This is a genomic window from Bifidobacterium sp. 7101 (assembly GCF_000499285.1).
GTDB classification, from domain to species: Bacteria; Actinomycetota; Actinomycetes; order Actinomycetales; family Bifidobacteriaceae; genus Bombiscardovia; species Bombiscardovia apis_A.
The window spans coordinates 201,847-218,517 of sequence record NZ_AWUN01000002.1; the positions used below are offsets into that span (position 1 = coordinate 201,847).

18 protein-coding genes are annotated in these 16,671 nt (G+C 61.2%); 1 reads left to right on the forward strand and 17 read right to left on the reverse strand.

What is annotated here, in order from left to right; genetic code table 11:
* Positions 1–30: 30 nt before the first annotated feature.
* Positions 31–1,056 (reverse strand): hypothetical protein, encoded by a 1,026-nt coding sequence (locus P272_RS0103495; protein ID WP_029678166.1) that lies wholly within the window; start codon positions 1,054–1,056, stop codon positions 31–33.
* Positions 1,057–1,058: 2 nt separating this feature from the next.
* Complete coding sequence (locus tag P272_RS0103500) at positions 1,059–2,087, reverse strand: hypothetical protein (RefSeq protein WP_052323172.1); 1,029 nt, start codon at positions 2,085–2,087, stop codon at positions 1,059–1,061.
* Between the two features lie 112 nt (positions 2,088–2,199).
* Here P272_RS0103500 and P272_RS0103505 point away from each other — a divergent pair, with 112 nt between their 5' ends.
* A complete protein-coding gene (locus P272_RS0103505) occupies positions 2,200–3,135 on the forward strand; it encodes an FKBP-type peptidyl-prolyl cis-trans isomerase (protein ID WP_029678168.1) in 936 nt (311 codons plus the stop codon).
* A 103-nt stretch (positions 3,136–3,238) separates the two neighbouring features.
* Here P272_RS0103505 and P272_RS0103510 read toward each other — a convergent pair whose 3' ends face one another.
* From P272_RS0103510 to P272_RS0103580, 15 genes are all read right to left on the reverse strand, one after another.
* Positions 3,239–4,150 carry a cysteine ABC transporter substrate-binding protein gene (locus tag P272_RS0103510; protein ID WP_029678169.1) on the reverse strand — a complete coding sequence of 304 codons (912 nt, stop codon included), beginning with the start codon at positions 4,148–4,150 and terminating at the stop codon, positions 3,239–3,241.
* 87 nt (positions 4,151–4,237) lie between these two features.
* Complete coding sequence (locus P272_RS0103515) at positions 4,238–5,113, reverse strand: amino acid ABC transporter ATP-binding protein (RefSeq protein ID WP_029678170.1); 876 nt, start codon at positions 5,111–5,113, stop codon at positions 4,238–4,240.
* On the reverse strand, positions 5,106–5,780 hold the full coding sequence (locus tag P272_RS0103520) for an amino acid ABC transporter permease (RefSeq protein WP_024626872.1): 675 nt from the start codon (positions 5,778–5,780) through the stop codon (positions 5,106–5,108). Before P272_RS0103520 ends, P272_RS0103515 begins: the two co-directional genes overlap by 8 nt.
* Positions 5,767–6,420, reverse strand: coding sequence for an amino acid ABC transporter permease (locus tag P272_RS0103525; protein WP_029678171.1), 654 nt, complete (start codon positions 6,418–6,420; stop codon positions 5,767–5,769). The genes P272_RS0103520 and P272_RS0103525 overlap by 14 nt, the downstream gene beginning before the upstream one ends.
* Before the next feature lie 521 nt (positions 6,421–6,941).
* Complete coding sequence (gene nrdH / locus P272_RS0103530) at positions 6,942–7,184, reverse strand: glutaredoxin-like protein NrdH (protein ID WP_029678172.1); 243 nt, start codon at positions 7,182–7,184, stop codon at positions 6,942–6,944.
* A 235-nt stretch (positions 7,185–7,419) separates the two neighbouring features.
* Positions 7,420–8,223: an endonuclease NucS gene (gene nucS / locus P272_RS0103535; protein ID WP_029678173.1), complete on the reverse strand. Its 804-nt coding sequence runs from the start codon at positions 8,221–8,223 to the stop codon at positions 7,420–7,422.
* Positions 8,224–8,311: 88 nt separating this feature from the next.
* Positions 8,312–8,608 carry a F0F1 ATP synthase subunit epsilon gene (locus P272_RS0103540; protein ID WP_029678174.1) on the reverse strand — a complete coding sequence of 99 codons (297 nt, stop codon included), beginning with the start codon at positions 8,606–8,608 and terminating at the stop codon, positions 8,312–8,314.
* Between the two features lie 2 nt (positions 8,609–8,610).
* Entirely contained in the window at positions 8,611–10,095 is a 1,485-nt protein-coding gene (gene atpD, locus P272_RS0103545) for a F0F1 ATP synthase subunit beta (RefSeq protein WP_029678175.1), read from the reverse strand.
* A gap of 8 nt (positions 10,096–10,103) precedes the next feature.
* Complete coding sequence (locus P272_RS0103550; protein ID WP_029678176.1) at positions 10,104–11,054, reverse strand: F0F1 ATP synthase subunit gamma; 951 nt, start codon at positions 11,052–11,054, stop codon at positions 10,104–10,106.
* 3 nt (positions 11,055–11,057) lie between these two features.
* Positions 11,058–12,716 (reverse strand): F0F1 ATP synthase subunit alpha, encoded by a 1,659-nt coding sequence (gene atpA / locus P272_RS0103555; protein WP_029678177.1) that lies wholly within the window; start codon positions 12,714–12,716, stop codon positions 11,058–11,060.
* A 46-nt stretch (positions 12,717–12,762) separates the two neighbouring features.
* Positions 12,763–13,590, reverse strand: coding sequence for a F0F1 ATP synthase subunit delta (locus P272_RS0103560; protein WP_029678178.1), 828 nt, complete (start codon positions 13,588–13,590; stop codon positions 12,763–12,765).
* A 51-nt stretch (positions 13,591–13,641) separates the two neighbouring features.
* On the reverse strand, positions 13,642–14,184 hold the full coding sequence (locus tag P272_RS0103565; protein ID WP_029678179.1) for a F0F1 ATP synthase subunit B: 543 nt from the start codon (positions 14,182–14,184) through the stop codon (positions 13,642–13,644).
* 50 nt (positions 14,185–14,234) lie between these two features.
* Positions 14,235–14,462 (reverse strand): ATP synthase F0 subunit C, encoded by a 228-nt coding sequence (atpE, locus tag P272_RS0103570; RefSeq protein ID WP_015022486.1) that lies wholly within the window; start codon positions 14,460–14,462, stop codon positions 14,235–14,237.
* Between the two features lie 131 nt (positions 14,463–14,593).
* Positions 14,594–15,409: a F0F1 ATP synthase subunit A gene (atpB, locus tag P272_RS0103575; protein WP_029678181.1), complete on the reverse strand. Its 816-nt coding sequence runs from the start codon at positions 15,407–15,409 to the stop codon at positions 14,594–14,596.
* A gap of 191 nt (positions 15,410–15,600) precedes the next feature.
* Entirely contained in the window at positions 15,601–16,647 is a 1,047-nt protein-coding gene (locus tag P272_RS0103580; protein WP_029678182.1) for a homoserine O-succinyltransferase, read from the reverse strand.
* Between the last annotated feature and the right edge of the window lie 24 nt (positions 16,648–16,671).

Below are 16,671 nucleotides of genomic sequence, written 5' to 3' on the forward strand. Positions count from 1 at the left end.
CCGGGCGTTCACCCAGCGCAATCCCGCTCCTCAGACCGCCTCCACCTTGATGGGCTCACGTTCGGCACCCACGGCCCTGATGGGCTCATGCGAGTCCGCAGAAGGCACATAGAGGGCGATCACATTGACATAGGTGACCTTCATGGTGCTGGTGGGCTTGCCCTGCCCAAAGAGGGCCGTCTCCGCATCCGAAGCAGGCGAGGATTCACGTCCCTCACCTGCCTGCCTGGTCCAGACCGAATCGATCCGGGCCACGACCAGGTCGCCTCCATCGGAGGAGTGCATGACCCGCAGCTGCCCCTGTGCCGGGGTGAAGGTCTGCGACTGACTGCCCTTGTTGGCCTCGATCCCCTGCTGGACCACCTGAGTCAGCGTGCCCAGCGAGTTGCGGAAGTCATCCTGGGCGAACTCCTTGGCATACTTGCTGCCCTGGGGGTTCTGCAGGAGGTCGGCGTAGCGGCGCACGGCCTCCACCGGCGTAGCCTTGAGCCCCTGATCGTCGCCCTGCCCCATCCTGGCGCCTATGGTGGCCACCGGGAACTTGGGCAACTGTGCTCCTTGGAAGAGCCGGGCCACACCCCATAGCTTGTAGTTCTCACGGGCGGACTCCTGGTCGAGGACCAAGAGGCGCTTGGACTGCTGATCCTGAGTGGTGGTGGTAATCGAGAAGACCGAGCGCGGCCAGCCTGGATCGCCGGGGATGACCGTCTGGGCGATGGTGGTAGGAATGGTCGTCTTGGGATCCAGCTGCCCGGTGGCCCGGGCTATGGTCAGTTCGCTGGTGCGGATCTCCAGCTGGGGACCGCTGACCCGCTGGTCCAGCCCGGCAGGGTCTTTGGCCTCGTTGGCCTGGTCCAGAACAGCCCCGATGCTCTTGCGGATACGGGCTTCCTGGGCCGGGGTCAGGTTGGGCGCGGGAGCAGTGGTTGCAGTGCTTTGAGGCTCTGTCCGGCGGGCCTGGGGAACCTGCCCCTCACAGGCGGACAGACCTGGCAAAAGAGCCAAGGACAAGGCCAGCGCAGCTGCAACCGCCACCTTGTTCATCGATTTGTTCATACTCATTGGCGCCCCTCCTCCCCCTCGTGGGCAAGCCTGGCTAGGTAGGAGGCCATCTCCTGGCTGCTGATGACCCTGGTGGACGACATATCATCGGCTCTCCGGTCGTCACCCTCCTGTTGGTCAGCGACCAGGTTCCGATTGCGTGGATCAATCACCACAGGCGGCCTGGGCGGGGGTCCCGGATCCCCCTGCCGCGCCTGGCCGCGGGCGTGACGCAGGCGCCGGCCGGAAGCCGGGCTACGCCGATTCCCGAGACCAGGCAGAATGGCGTTGCCCAAAGCCTGGGCCACGCTGACTTCGGGAGTCTCCTCAGCCTCCTGTTCAGGCTCGGTCTGCTTACGGCGCTTGACCGGATCCATGGCGAAGACCGTAGCCGAAAGAACAGCCAGCAGGGCCAGAAGCCCGCCTGCAAAGTAGAAAGGCATGGCAAAGTTGGGCAGTTTGTCGCGCTGCCAGAGCATCTCCAGCCCCAGGGAATGAGCGCCTTGGGGAACCGCCACCAGCAGGACGGCCTGCGGATCGTCGGTCTTCAGGGACATTGACACGCTGCTGTCGGAGCAGGTGACCTGTTGCCACATATCCGAATCCTGAAAGGCCACGCCCTGATCACTTTTGACGGACTTGCCAGGACTGGTGTCCCTGCCGACGGACAGGGTCTGCCAATTATCCAGGCCTCGCACCCGGGCCACATCTTGTCCGGCCGTCCAGCCAGCTGCATCCTTGGCCGTGGTCAGGGCCATACAGACGGCGGGCTTCTGCGAATTCTGATCTGCTGACGCGGCAGTCCCAGTCGATGCCGCATCCACGCGCATGGTCACTTTGCTGTCCACCAAGGGAAGCACACCTGGATCGGTCACCACATAGGCCGCCTTGGTGCGCGCATGCGCATCCACATGAGCCGAAGGCTTCCAAACCGTGGCATTGAGAATACCCAGCACAATGGCCGTTACAGCCAGCAGTCCGAAGATGGGGGTGACGATGCCGCGCATGATCATGCTGTGACGCGAGGGCTTACCAGGCCGCGTCATCTCATCTTTTTCCTCGGGTACTTGCTCCATATTATCCACATTCTACCGTCGGCCCCCTATGAGATGGTTTCCAGCACCGGGAAATCACCTATAAGCCCTAAACTGGTCTTCTATGACTATCAACGCAAGGAAATCAGGCATCAAGCGCCTGCTTGGCGCCATGACCGCTCTGACCCTATGTCTTGGACTGTCAGCCTGCAGCGGGAAATCCGATGGGGGCGGGCACTCGGGTGACACCATGCAGGGCGTATCGGCCAGTGGCAAACTCGGCAGCAAGCCCGACATCAGCTTCAAGACCCCCTTCAAGGTCGAGAACCAGACCCATCAGGTCATCCAGGAGGGCAACGGCGCAGTCATCCGCGACGGGGACCGCGTATGCACAAGGAGCCTGGCCCTGGATGCCAAGACCGGCAAGGTGATCAACTCCACCTGGGACAAGAGCAGCCCGGAGTGCTCCATCGTCATCAGCAAGAAATCCATCCCGGCCTACTACGACACCTTCAAGGGCCTCAAGGTCAACTCCACCGTGGCCGTGGGCATCGATGAGTCAGGCTCCGGCAGCAGCCAGGGAACCGACTCCTATATCATGGCCCTGACCTTCGTCTCCAGGTCCAAGAACCTGACCCGCGCCCAGGGTAAGAAGGTGACCGACCTGCCCAGCGACCTGCCAAAGATCAGCTTGGACGACAAGGGCAAGCCCTCCCTGGATCTCAACGGATACAAGCCAAAGGGAGGATTGGTCGTCCAGCCCCTGATCAAGGGCGAGGGGGCCAAGGTCGGCGAGCATCAGAGCGTCAGCGCCAACTACACCGGCTGGCTGGCCTCCGACGGCAAGCAGTTCGACTCCTCCTGGGACAGGGGTGAGGCCAGCGACTTCAGCCTGGACCAGGTGGTCAAGGGCTGGCAGCAGGGTCTGGCAGGCCAGACGGTGGGCTCTCAGGTTCTTTTGGTCATTCCGCCCGACCTGGGCTATGGCAGCCAGCAACAGCAGAAGATTCCGGCCAATTCGACCCTGCTCTTCGTGGTCGACATCCTGGCCGCCTACTGACCAGCCGATCCACCAACTCAGACAGATCAGACAAGCAGGGGCCCGTACCCATCCAGTCGCATTCGGATGGGCTCGGGCCCCTGTCATAAACCAGATGGTCGGGTCAGTCCTTGCCGCCCTCGACCACGATCTCATCGGGGTTGGCTGCGCTGCCGTAGACCGGTTCCAGGGTCTTGCGGTAGTCCTCATGGAAGAACTGCTCCTGGCCCAGCTTGACCAGCTCCTTGTTGATGTAGTCCAGCAGGGGCTTGTTCCCCTTGCGCACGGCCGGGGCGATGACCGCCTCATCCCCAAGCTTGGTGATACCCACCGAGAAGCCCTTGTTGGCCTTGGCCCAGGCCAGCACCTCGGTGTTGTCGGTGCTCATGGCGTCGCCACGGTGGTCCAGCAGGGCGTTGTAGGCATCGGCATACTGGTCGTACTTCTGCAGCTTGACTTCCGGATAGTGCTGCTCGAAGTAGGGCTCGGCCGTGGTCCCCTTGGCGATGATCAGGGTCTTGCCGTTGAGCTCCTTGACATCCTTGATCGGCGCCGAATCCGGGGAAACCACGCCCAGGAAGACCTTCATATAAGGCTTGGCGAAGTCCACCTTGCGAGCGCGATCATCAGTGACAGTGAAGTTGGCCAGAACCACGTCCACCTTGTTGCTGGACAGCACGTCCACCCGGGCGGCCGGGTCCACCGAGGTGTATTCGGGCTTGACTCCCAGGTCCTTGGCCAGGCGCTCGGCCAGGACCACGTCGTAGCCTTGGTTCTTGCCATCCTTGTCCACGTAGCCGAAGGGGGCCTTGTCGGTGAAGACCGCCACCTTGAGCTTCCCGGACTTGGTGATCTGCTCCGGGGTGCGTGCAGACCCGGATGCCGCCGAGGAGCCGGAGTTGCTCCCCGAGCCGCTTCCAGCGTCACTGGGGGTGGCCGCCGAAGGGCCGCAGGCCGCCATGGAAGCCATCATCGCGATCGTCGCCCCCGTGGCCAGCGCCGCCCGTATCAATCGGTTCATTACCCTTGCGGTCATGATCCCTCTTTTCCTATTCTTTCTCTTTCCTTTGGCCGCCCCTGGGGACGGTTCCGGCGAATGCCGCCGGACGAATATGCGGAGTACTCATCGGGACTCCTGATCCTGGTCCTGATCCCGCCTACGCTCATAGGTGAAGGTGGACAGGAAGCGTTGCGCCCGGTCAGTGGCCGGGTGGGTGAAGAAGGCCTCCGGGTCGTCGGACTGCTCAACCAGGGCGCCTCCATCCAACAGGACGATGTGATCGGCGATGCCCCTGGCGAAGGCCATCTCGTGGGTGACGATCATCATGGTCAGCCCCTGGTCGGCCAGCTCCAGAATGACCTGGAGGACTTCGCGCACCATCTCCGGATCCAGAGCCGCGGTCACCTCGTCAAAGAGCATGATCTCGGGATGGAGGATGAGCGCCCGGCAGATGGCGACCCTTTGCCGCTGGCCGCCCGAGAGCTGGCTGGGCCAGGCGTCCCGACGGTCGGCCAGACCAACCCGGTCCAGCAGCTCCAGAGCCTCCTGACGCGCCTGCTCCCGCTTGCGCTTCTGAACCAGGACGGGCGCCAGGGTCACGTTGTCCAGCACGGTCCTGTTGGGGAAGAGGTCATAGCTCTGGAAGACCATGCCGATCCTGGTGCGCAGGTCAGAGCTGCGACTGCCCGACATCAGTCCTCCAGGACCTCCGCTGTGCTTGCCCAGGGGATGGCCGGTCTCCACCACCTGATCGTCCAGAAGGATGCGGCCGCCCTGTATGGGCTCCAGTCCGGCTATGGTCCGCAGCAGGGTGGACTTGCCTGAGCCCGAGGGGCCCAGGACCACAAAGACCTTGCCCTTGGGCACCTGGAAGGAGATGTCATTGAGCACAGGGCTTTGCGCCTGCGGATACTGCTTGACCAGGTGCTCGACGGTCAGTACCGCCCCTTCCTCCTGGTCATCCTGTGGCTGATTCGCCGTCGTTTGCCCCTCAGTCATGGGCCCACCTCTTTTCCAGATGCCGGGCCACCAGGGACAGGGGCCAGCAGATGAAGAAATACATGAAGAAGATCACCCCGTAGATCCACAGGGTCGCCTGGGGGTAGGCGAAGCGGTTGGCATCGATGATCTGCTGGCCGACCTTGATGACCTCGATGACGCCCAGCAGGGCGGCCAGGGAGGTGGTCTTGACGATCCTGGTGGCCAGGTTGACGCTGGCCGGCAGCAGTCGGCGCAAGGCCTGCGGAAGGATGATCCTGGAGAAGGTCTGCCAGGAGCTCAGCCCCAGAACATAGGCCGACTCCACCTGGGTGCGGGGAATGGACTCCAGGGCACCGCGGACCAGGTCGCCCAGCTCGGCCCCACCCCAGAGCACGAAGACCAGCAGGCAGGCACCGGTGGCATCCAGATTCAGGTTCCATGCCCTGGACAGCCCATAGAAGGCGATGAAGAGCAGGGCCAGCTGGGGCATGATGCGGATGAAGTCCAAATAGATCCTCATCAGGAAGCGGATCAGGCGGTTGCGCCGGGTCATCAGCCATCCGACCACCAACCCCAGGGGCAGGGAGAGCAGGACCGAGACGCCTGCTATCCAGACGGTCACCCAGAGCCCCTGGAAGAGCCTGGGCATGACCCCTGGCTGGAAGAGCACCTCAACGCCGTGCATAGTCGAACCTCCGCTCAAGAACGGTTCCGATGACGGAGATGGGCAGCAGGATGACCAGGTAGGTGACGATGAGCAGGGTCAGCGACTCGTAGGTGTCGTAGGAGGTGCCCATGAGGTCCTTGGTGACATACATGACATCGGCCAGAGCAATGGCCGAGACCACCGAGGACTCCTTGATCAGGAAGATAATGTTGGCCACCACGCCCGGTATGGCGCTGCTCAGGGCCTGGGGCAACACGATTCTGGACAGGGTCTGGGCTCGCGTGAATCCCAGGACGCGGGCTGACTCGATCTGCACCCGGGGCACCGCCTCCAGTCCGCCACGCATGGCCTCGGCCATGTAGGAGCCACCCAGGAAGGCAAGCCCAACGATGGCGCAGGTCTGTGCGCTCCAATTGACCCCAAGCTTGGGCAACCCGAAATAAAGGAAATAGAGCTGAACCAGGAGCGGGGTGTTTCTCGACAGCTCAATGTATACCCTGGCCACCTGCGAGAGCAAGGGGATCCTGAAGACCTCCAGCCCGGCGCAGACCAACCCGATCAGCATGGAAAACACCACACCGAAGAAGGAGATGAAGACCGTCACATAGGCCGCGTTGACGAAGAAGTGCAGATTCTGCGCCATAAAGGTCCAATTCATACCCCCACCCCCCTACTTGCTTGAGTCCTGTTCATCGTCTCCTCTTCACCGCTTCTCGCCCGCTTCCCGCCGCCTGCGGCATATAGTGGACCATCCTAGGGAACGCGGGCTGTTTTCCTCTGCTTTTCGATATACGAATACCGGATACCGCGTTATCATCCGCGCTCGCAGCAACCTGTACGGCGATTCGTATTCACGCCACAACCAGAGAGCAGCAATGAGATAGCCACTGGTCGGCAAAAGCTAACCGACACCTGCAGGTCGTGCCTCCCGAACTATCGGATACACTCCAAAACCACAGATGGTCTCTCTGTCATTGCAACACTTATCAAGTAGGCAGTGCCCAATCGAACAAGTTCAACTGATCAAGCACTTGCAGAACAAACATCAGCCAATTACTTACCTACCAAGCATCTACTAACCAAGTAGGCGCACAACGCGATTTGTACTAACCCGACTGCTGACCAAGCTATGAAAAAGCCCGGTCCACATATTCGTGAACCGGGCTCCGAGTGCTTTGATCAGGCGAAAACCTTGGCGCTCTGCGCTACCTTCCTGATCAGATCGGGGCGATACCCGCTCCACGTCTCCTGGTCAGTGACTACGATGGGGGTCTGCTTGAATCCCTGGGCGATGAACTGGTCGATCAAGGTCTGATCCTCAGTCAAATCCACCTGCTCGAAATCCAGCCCCTGCTTGGTCAACTGACGCTTGGTGGCATCACACTGGGGACAGTGCGCCTTGGTGTAGACCGTGATGGACATAATCGCCTCTCCCTTAAATGTAGCCGTGATATTCCAAGCCCTATAGCCCTCTGCTTGGAACCTGTTGATTGCACTCTACACAATCCCAGACACAAGCACAATACCACCTGTAGTGGCGTGTCAGACCATAAACCCCAATATCTAGTAGCTTTTTGGGTCTTTTGAGCCAAATGAGAATCTACGTGAGCTGCCTGACATGTTGACTATACAAAACGATATAAGACTGAAAACTGTCTCAGAAGAGGGTCAGTTCATCGCTGTCAGCGCCCTTCATGGCCTCGTAGTCCAGGATCAGGCACTCGAATCCCCTGTCCTCGGCAAGGACCCTGGCCTGGGGTGTAATGGTCTGGGCCGCGAAGATTCCGCGGACAGGGGCCAGCAGAGGGTCGCGGTTGAGCAGGCGGCAGTAGCGGGTCAGCTGTTCCACCCCGTCGATGCCCCCATGCCGCTTGATCTCGATGGCCACATGCCGTCCCTGGCCATCCACGGCCATGATGTCCACCGGGCCGATGGGCGTGGGATACTCCCGACGGACCAGGGTGGCTCCCGGGCCGATGCGGTCAATCTGTTCAGCCAGGTAGCGCTGCAGATGCGCTTCCACACCGTCCTTGACCAATCCCGGATCCGTCCCCAGGTCGTAGCTGTCGTCGGCATAGACCTGGTAGAGCCTGATGGTGAGTACATCGCTGGATTTGACCGCCGAAACACGCAGAACCTTACGGACAGGTCGAGCCTGGTCCTGATCCTGCTCCTGGGCGATCAGCGCGGCGGGCGCGGCGGCTTCGACTACCTCATCCGGCCCGGTTCCAGCCACGGAATCAGTCTTGACACCCGCGCCGTCTTTGCCCGCCTCCTCGGGCTCAATCTCCCTGATGGTGCAGGGGGCGCACATCCAGTTCAGGGGCTTGTAGGAGCCCAGCTCCGAAAAGATCAGACAGCTCATGTCGGCCTTGATCAGCAGAACGCGCCTGGCCGGCGGCAGGCTGGCATTGAGACGCCCGGAGTATTCGGCGGAGCAGTCGGCAACAATGATTCGCACAGGTGCCAATATATCAGTCGCTGTTCCGGGCGAGAAAGAAAAAGCCCGGCCGATGCAAGTGCACCAGCCGGGCGGAAGAGGATGGGAGTCAGGACTGCTGTCCCTGATCAGCATCCTCCAGGTAGTGGTCCACGGCCACAGTCAGCTTGTTGCTGTCGAAGGAGGCGAATCCGCTGTCCACATGGAAGGACTGACGACCGCCATCCGTGGCCTGAACCCGGATGTTGCCCTCCTGCAGCAGGGCCAGCACCGGTTCGTGGTCGGGCATGATGCCCATGGACCCCTGGGTGCCGGGCACGGTGACCGACCGTGCCTGACCCGACCAGATGGGCCTGTCAGCCGAGACGATGTTGACCTGCATGGAGGTCTTGCCAGTATCCGTCATGACTACCGGTATTCCTTCTGCATATCGTGCCACTTGTGCTCAAGGTCGTCGATTCCGCCGATGCCGGAGAATGCCTGCTCGGGCACGTCGTCATAGGCACCATCACAGATGCGGGTGAAGGCCTCGATGGTCTCGTCCGCAGGCACGTAGGAACCCTTGCGACCGGTGAACTTTTCTGCTACGTAGAAGTTCTGACCCAGGAACTGCTCGATCTTGCGGGCGCGGTTGACGGTGGTCTTGTCCTCCTCGCCCAGCTCGTCGATGCCGATCAGGGCGATGATGTCCTGGAGCTCCTTGTTCCTCTGCAGGATGGCCTTGACCCGGTTGGCGCAGTCGTAGTGGGCCTGCCCCACGTAACGTGGGTCCAGAATCCTGGAGGTGGAGGCCAGCGGGTCCACAGCCGGGTAGATGCCCTGGGAGGCAATGTCACGGCTGAGCTCGGTGGTGGCGTCCAGGTGGGCGAAGGTGGTCGCAGGTGCCGGGTCGGTGTAATCATCGGCCGGCACGTAGATGGCCTGCAGGGAGGTGATCGAGTGGCCACGCGTTGAGGTGATCCTCTCCTGCAGGGCACCCATCTCGTCGGCCAGGTTGGGCTGGTAGCCCACGGCCGAGGGCATGCGGCCCAGCAGGGTGGAGACCTCGGAGCCGGCCTGGGTGAACCGGAAGATGTTGTCGATGAAGAGCAGCACATCCTGGTTCTCCACGTCGCGGAAGTACTCCGACATGGTCAGGGCGGTCAGGGGCACACGCAGACGGGTCCCCGGGGGCTCGTCCATCTGGCCGAAGACCAGAGCGGTCTTCTCCAGAACGCCGGCCTCGTCCATCTCGCCGATCAGGTCGTTGCCCTCACGTGTACGCTCACCCACGCCCGCGAAGACTGAGACACCGCCGTGGTTCTGTGCCACGCGCTGGATCATCTCCTGGATGAGCACGGTCTTGCCCACGCCTGCGCCGCCGAACAGGCCAATCTTGCCGCCCTCCACGTAAGGGGTCAGCAGATCGATGACCTTGATGCCCGTCTCGAACATCTGGGTCTTGGACTCCAGCTGATCGAAGGCAGGCGGGTTGCGATGGATGGGCCACCGTTCGGTGACCTTGATCTGCTCACCCTCCTTCTTGTTGAGGATGTTGCCGGCCACATCGAAAACGTGCCCTTTGGTCACGTCGCCCACGGGCACCATGATGGGCCCGCCGGTGTCGGTGACTGTAGCGCCACGAACCAGGCCGTCGGTGGGCTTCAGGGCCACGGTGCGGACCGTGGAATCGCCCAGATGCTGCTCCACCTCCAGCATGATGGTGGTCAGCGACTCACCCTCGGTGTCCGAGGACTTGCTCAGATTCACGGTCAGGGCATTGTAGATGTCCGGCAGATGGCCTGCCGGGAACTCCACATCGATGACCGAACCCTGGACTCGGGTGACGCGCCCCTTGGAGGCCGAATCCGGCTTGCGGCTCGCTGTGGTCGGCTGTTCTTGCTGTGCAACCATTGGCGTTCCTACTCTTCCTCTTTGTTGAGCGCATCGGCGCTGCCGACGATCTCGGTAAGTTCCTGCGTGATGGCCGCCTGACGCGTGGCATTGAGCCTGCGGGTCAGGTCGTCGATCAGCCCCTTGGCGTTATCAGTGGCGGTGTGCATGGCATTCTGCCTACTGGCGGTCTCCGAGGCGGCCGAAGTGAGCAGACATTCATGGATGCGCGACTGAATGTACTTGGGCAGAACGGCATCCAGCACCTCCTGCGGGCTGGGCTCGAAGTCGTAGAGGGCCGCATATCGGTCACCCTGGCGTCCATGTTCATCGTCCGGCACTGGGGCATCGATGGCCTCCTCAGGCTGCTCCTGGTCAGGCCTGATCAGTTCCAGTGGCAGCATGCGCAGCACCCGAACCTTCTGCACCACCATGTTGATGAATTCAGTGAAGACGATGTAGAGCTCGGAGACGCCGCCCTTGGCCGCTGGAGTCATGTAGGTCTCCAGCAGCGCTTGGGAGATTTCCCTGGCCACATCCACACCGGGCCGATCGCTGTTGCCCTCCCAGGTCTTGACGATGCTGCGGTTGCGGTAGCGGTAGTAGGAGACGCCGCGACGACCGTAGACGAAGAGCTGGGGCTGTCGGCCCTGCTGGTCCAGGCGGGCCAGCAGAGATTCCGTCTCGCGGATGACCGAGGAGGTATAGGCCCCGGCCATGCCACGGTCGGCCGTCAGCGCCAGCACAGCCACGCGCGGGTTCTTCTCGTCCTTCCTGACAATGGGATGGCGGATGTCGTCCGTGTGGGCCACCAGAGCCTGGACTGCATCGAAGATCGCATCGGAGTAAGGCTTCGCTTCCATGGCCACGGTCCTGGCCTTGGCGATATGCGAGGAGGCTATCATCTCCTGGGCATTGAAGATCTTCTCCAATGCCGATGTGGAGGCGATCCTTGACTTGAATGCGAGTTGTGAGGCCATGGTCTACCGCTTCCCGGCCTTGCTGCCGCTCTTGCCTTCGGCCACAAGCTTCTCCTGCTGGACGGCCACCGGCTGCTCTTGATCCTGATCGGCCTTGTGACCATCCAGGGTCTCACCCTTGTGGGTCACGAAGGTCTTGGCGAACTCGTCCACGGCCTTATCCAGGGCCTTCTCGGTATCGTCGGTGAAGTCCTCCGTGTCGCGGATGGTCTTGAGGATGTCCGTGTTGTGGTCCAGGTAGTCCAGGAGCCCGGACTCAAAGGGCAGCACGTCCTCCAGGTCCAAGTCGTCCAGCTTGCCGTGGGTGCCCACCCAGACGGAGACAACCTGCTTCTCCATGGAGTATGGGGTGAACTGAGGCTGCTTGAGCAGCTCGGTCAGCCTGGCACCGCGGGTCAGCTGGGCCTTGGAGGCCGCATCCAGATCCGAGGCGAACATGGCGAAGGACTGCAGAGAGCGGTACTGGGCCAGGGAGATCTTCAGGGTCGAGGAGACCTTCTTCAGAGCCTTGGTCTGTGCGGCGCCGCCCACTCGGGAGACGGAGATGCCCACATCCACGGCGGGACGCTGGTTGGCATTGAACAGGTCGGACTGCAGGAAGATCTGGCCGTCGGTGATGGAGATCACGTTGGTCGGAATGTAGGCCGAGACGTCGTTGGCCTTGGTCTCGATGATGGGCAGACCGGTCATGGATCCGCCGCCCAGGTCATCTGAGAGCTTCGCGCAGCGCTCCAGCAGACGCGAATGCAGGTAGAAGACGTCGCCAGGATAAGCCTCGCGCCCCGGCGGACGACGCAGCAGCAGGGAGATGGACCGGTAGGCCTCGGCCTGCTTGCTCAGGTCGTCAAAGACAATCAGGACGTGCTTGCCGCCATACATCCAGTGCTGGCCGATGGCCGAACCGGTGTAGGGGGCTATGTATTTGAAGCCTGCAGAGTCGGAAGCCGGGGAGGCCACGATGGTGGTGTACTCCATGGCGCCGGCCTCTTCCAGGGAGGAACGGACCGAGGCGATGGTGGTGCCCTTCTGGCCGATGGCCACGTAGATGCACCGTACCTGCTTCTTGGGATCTCCGGACTCCCAGTTGCGCTTCTGGTTGATGATGGTGTCGATGGCGATGGCCGTCTTGCCGGTCTGCCGGTCGCCGATGATCAGCTGGCGCTGACCGCGGCCGATGGGTGTCATGGCGTCGATGGCCTTGATGCCGGTGGCCAGGGGCTCATCGACGGGATGCCGGTGCATGACGTCGGGGGCCTGGGCCTCCAGGATTCTGCGGCCCTCGCTCTTGATTTCGCCCAGGCCGTCGATCGGCTCGCCCAGAGGGTTGACCGTACGACCCAGATAGCCGTCGCCGACGGGCACTGAAAGCACCTCACCGGTCCTGTGGACTTCCTGGCCCTCTTCGACACCTGCGAAGTCGCCCAGGATGACCACGCCGATCTCTCGGGCGTCCAGGTTGAATGCCAGACCCAGCGTGCCGTCCTCAAAGGTCAGCAGCTCGTTGGCCATGCAACCAGGCAGTCCCTCCACATGCGCAATGCCGTCACCGGCCGTACGGACGTAGCCCACCTCCTGGGTGGGGGTGTCCGTCGGCTTGTAGGACTCGACGAACTGGTCGAGCGCCTTGCGCACCACGGCGGGATCAATGGTCATTTCTGCCATGATCACTCCTTATTTCTATTCTTGTTCAAGTCTGTTGGTCCCCTGCTTATCCCGCCACGGCCATTCGCCGCTTCAGATGCTTGAGCTGGGTGGCCACCGTGCCGTCGGTGGAGACCGAGCCGTACTGGACCTTCATGCCACCTATGACCGAGGGATCGACAACCGAGTTGATGTGGACCGGCTTGCCCAACTTGCGCCCGTAGACCTCCTGCAGGCGGCTGACCTGCTCGTCCTTCATGGAGACCGCCGTGGTGACGGTGACCATAACCTGGTCCATGTGCTCGGAGAAGCGATCCACCAACCAAACGATGGTGTCGGGGAAGCGTCGTCCGCGCAGATCTATGGTGGCGTTCAAGGCCATCTGCTCGGTGACTGGATGCATATGCTGCCCGTCAAGGAGCGCCTTGAGCAGGTCGGCCCGGGGCTTGGGATCACTGTACTCATCCGAGAGTCGGAAGAGCACCAGAGGCATCCCGAGCAGGGCCGAATGAATCTCAGCCAGCTCGCCGGCCACTTGGTTGGTGATGCCCAGAGCATCGGTGTAATAGGCGGTGGCATCCACTGACATGTCCTCGGCAGCGTTGGCGATGTGCACCACACGGCTCCACTGATGATCGGTCAGATCATGGAGGATATCCACGGTCAGTGGGTCGGCCTTATCAGCCAGGATGGTGTCAATCACACGCCACTTGTCCTCAGCCGGACGGGAGGGGTCGGTCAGCGCACGCTCCAGGGGCCTGTTGGCATCAAGCAGGGTCACGAAGGTATAGAGCTCCATGGCCACGCGGAGGGCATCTTTCCCTTTGCTCTTGAGCAAAGGGGCATACTTGGCCCTGGTCTCCTTATCGGAGCTCAGCGAAGTCTCTCCTCGCATGTCACCTCCCCTTTCGCGGAATCAACGTACCCATCGTCCGCCAATCAGTCATCATGCCTGCCGCTTGTCCGAGGACTGGCCGCCCTGGTCCGCAATGATCGAGTCGATCATGGAGGACTGCACGGCATCATCCTGAAGCTGCGAGCCCAGAATTTTGCCTGCAAGAGCCGTAGCCAGCGTGCCCACCTCGCCCTTGAGCGAGACCAGCGCTTGCTGCTGCTGGGACTTGAGGGATCGCTGGGCGTTCTCGGTGATCTGGTTGGCCTCGGTCTCAGCCCGGGTCCTGGCATCCGCCACAATCCTGGAGGCCTCGGCGCGGGCGTCATCACGGATCTGGGAAGCCTCAACACGAGCCTTGCCCAGCTGATCCTGATACTGCTTACGGGCCTGATCCGCCTCTTCACGAGCCTTGGCGGCTTTCTGGATGTTGCCCTCGATCTTGGACGAGCGCTCATCGAAGATGGCCTGGAACTTGGGCATGAAGAACTTGTAGAAGAAGACGGCCAGAATGACCAGGATGACCAGCGACCAGAAGATATCGTAAATCGGAGGAATAAACAGCTTGATTCCTTTGCCTGCCGCTAGAGCGTACATTGGCTCCTCCTTTCCTTTATCGAAGCCGGATCATGCAGGAATCGCACGGCTCAGGCGATGAAGAGCGCCACGAAGCCCAGCAGGGCCAGCACCTCGATCAGAGCCAGGCCGATGAACATGGTTGTGCGCAGCTGTCCGCTGATCTCAGGCTGGCGAGCCATGCTCTCGACGGTCTTGCCGACGGCGATGCCCAGACCCAGTGCGGGGCCGAGAGCTGCAATGCCGTATCCCAGGATGCTCAGATTGCCGGAGACCTCAGCAAGTGTGATGATGTCCATTTATTTTCCTTTCCTCCACCGTTGCCGGTTCTTGGATTGTGGTTCGGCCCCGACCCCCGTCTACTGGTCGGAACCAACGAATATGTAGGCTGCGGCCGCTTAAAACGCCGACCACGGCTTGTTCTTTTCGCTCAACCTTCTTCAGGGTAACTCATGGAGATGTAAACCGTGGTCAGGATGGCGAAGATGTAGGCCTGAAGGGCCGCCACGAAGATTTCAAAGGCCGTCAGGGCGAAGCCCAGAACGAACCAGCCCACGCCAGCCAGGGCCAACACCTTATTGCTGGCCTCAACAATGTAGAACTGGGTAAAGGCTAGGGTAACCGCCACCAGCAGATGGCCGGCGATCATGTTGGCGAAGAGTCGGATGGTCAGAGAGGCCGGCTTGACGATGACCATCTCCAGAAGCTGGATGGGCGTGAGAATAATATAGAGAGGCCATGGCACACCCGCTGGGAAGAGCTCCGACTTGAAGTAGCCCCAGACGCCCTGCTCCCGGAATCCCGTTACCATGTACTGGCAGAAAGTCCAGATGGCGAAGACCAGAGGCATGGTGATAGTGGCCGTGGCCGCTATGTTCATGCCTGGCACGATGCCACAGAGGTTGAAGACCAGGATGGTCAAGAAGATGGTCGTGATCATGGGCACGTAGCGCTTGCCACGAATTTCGCCCAAGGTGTCGTAAACGACCGAGTCACGGATGAACTCGATGACCCACTCAATGGCCCCCTGCCAGCGGGAGGGAATCAGCTTGGCCCTTGCGGCAGTGATTCCCAGCACCAGAAGAATGATGACCATGGCCACGAACCTGATCAGGATGATCCGGTTCATGGCAAAGGGCGTTCCCTGGAAAAGAATCTCAGGAGGCAGGAAATCTTCGATGGAAGGCAGCTCACTCGGCTTGGCCATGGCCAGACTGAAAGCTTCACTTCCCATTGCCTCTAGCATCTATCGCCTCCTGAACGACACAGTGAACACTATAGCGCGCATGCGACTCATGGCTGCACCGTATGGGTAGTGTAGCCCACACCAAGAGCCACGGTAATCATAGATTCATCCAGTGTGTCACAAATAGTGGCCCCAGGTCCAATCCGCACCGCGACGTGGACAGGCCGATGATGAACTTAATGCAATCGTCATTAACTTTTAACGGCGCCCGGAATAAGCCCGTACCCGTCGGCTGCCAGAGGGCGGTATCCGTCGGCGCGTGGGCTGCCAGGGGCGTGTCTGATGGATCGGTCAGTGCCTAGCCGGCCCGCAGCCCGCAGAGTCGGCACCTGGTCCAGGTCATAGGGAGTGGTCTCGTAGACCCAGTTCAGCCAGTTGCGCCAGAGCAGGTTGGCGTGGGCCCGCCAGGAGAAGACCGGCTCCAATGTTGGATCGTCGTGAGGATAGTAGTTGACCGGGAAAGGCACCTGGTCCAGGCCCTTGGCCATGTCACGCTGGTACTCGTGGGCCAGAGTGTCACGGTCGTACTCCCAGTGACCCAGCACGAAAATCTCTGAGAAATCCTGGGTGCTGATAAGCCCGGGACCGGACTGGGGACCCCAGGTGAGCACCTGCAGATCCGGACAGGCCCGCACCTGGTCTTCGTCCACCCCGGCCCAGCGGGAGTGGGGCTGCAGGGCGATCTCATCGAAGCCATTGGTGATGAAGCAGTATTCGTCCTGCAGATACTGAGGAAAGACCCCGAAGACCTTGCGATCCAGGTCGCGCTTGGCGATGCCGTGGCGGTAGTAGAGCCCGGCCATGGCCCCCCAGCATAGATACATAGTGGAGAAGACGTGGGTAGAGGCCCAGTCCAGAATATGGGTCAGTTCATCCCAGTAGTCGACTTGCTCGAAGTCCATCTGCTCCACTGGAGCGCCCGTCACGACAAGACCGTCATAACAGTTGTCCTGGAAGGAATCCAGATTCTCGTAGAACTTGACCAGGTGATCCATGCTGGTATGCACGGCCTGATGGGTGGAAGTCTTCATGAAGTCGATTTCCACCTGAAGCGGCGATTTGGAGATCAGCCGCAGCAGCTGGGTCTCGGTCTCCACCTTGGTAGGCATCAGGTTGAGGATGACCAGCCTAAGCGGACGCATCTCCTGGCGCTCCGCCTCGTGGCTTTCCAGGGCGAAGATGCGCTCCGAATCCAGGATGGATCTGGCCGGCAACCCGGTGGGGATGGTGATAGGCATGACTCTATTATGGCCCAGTGCAGG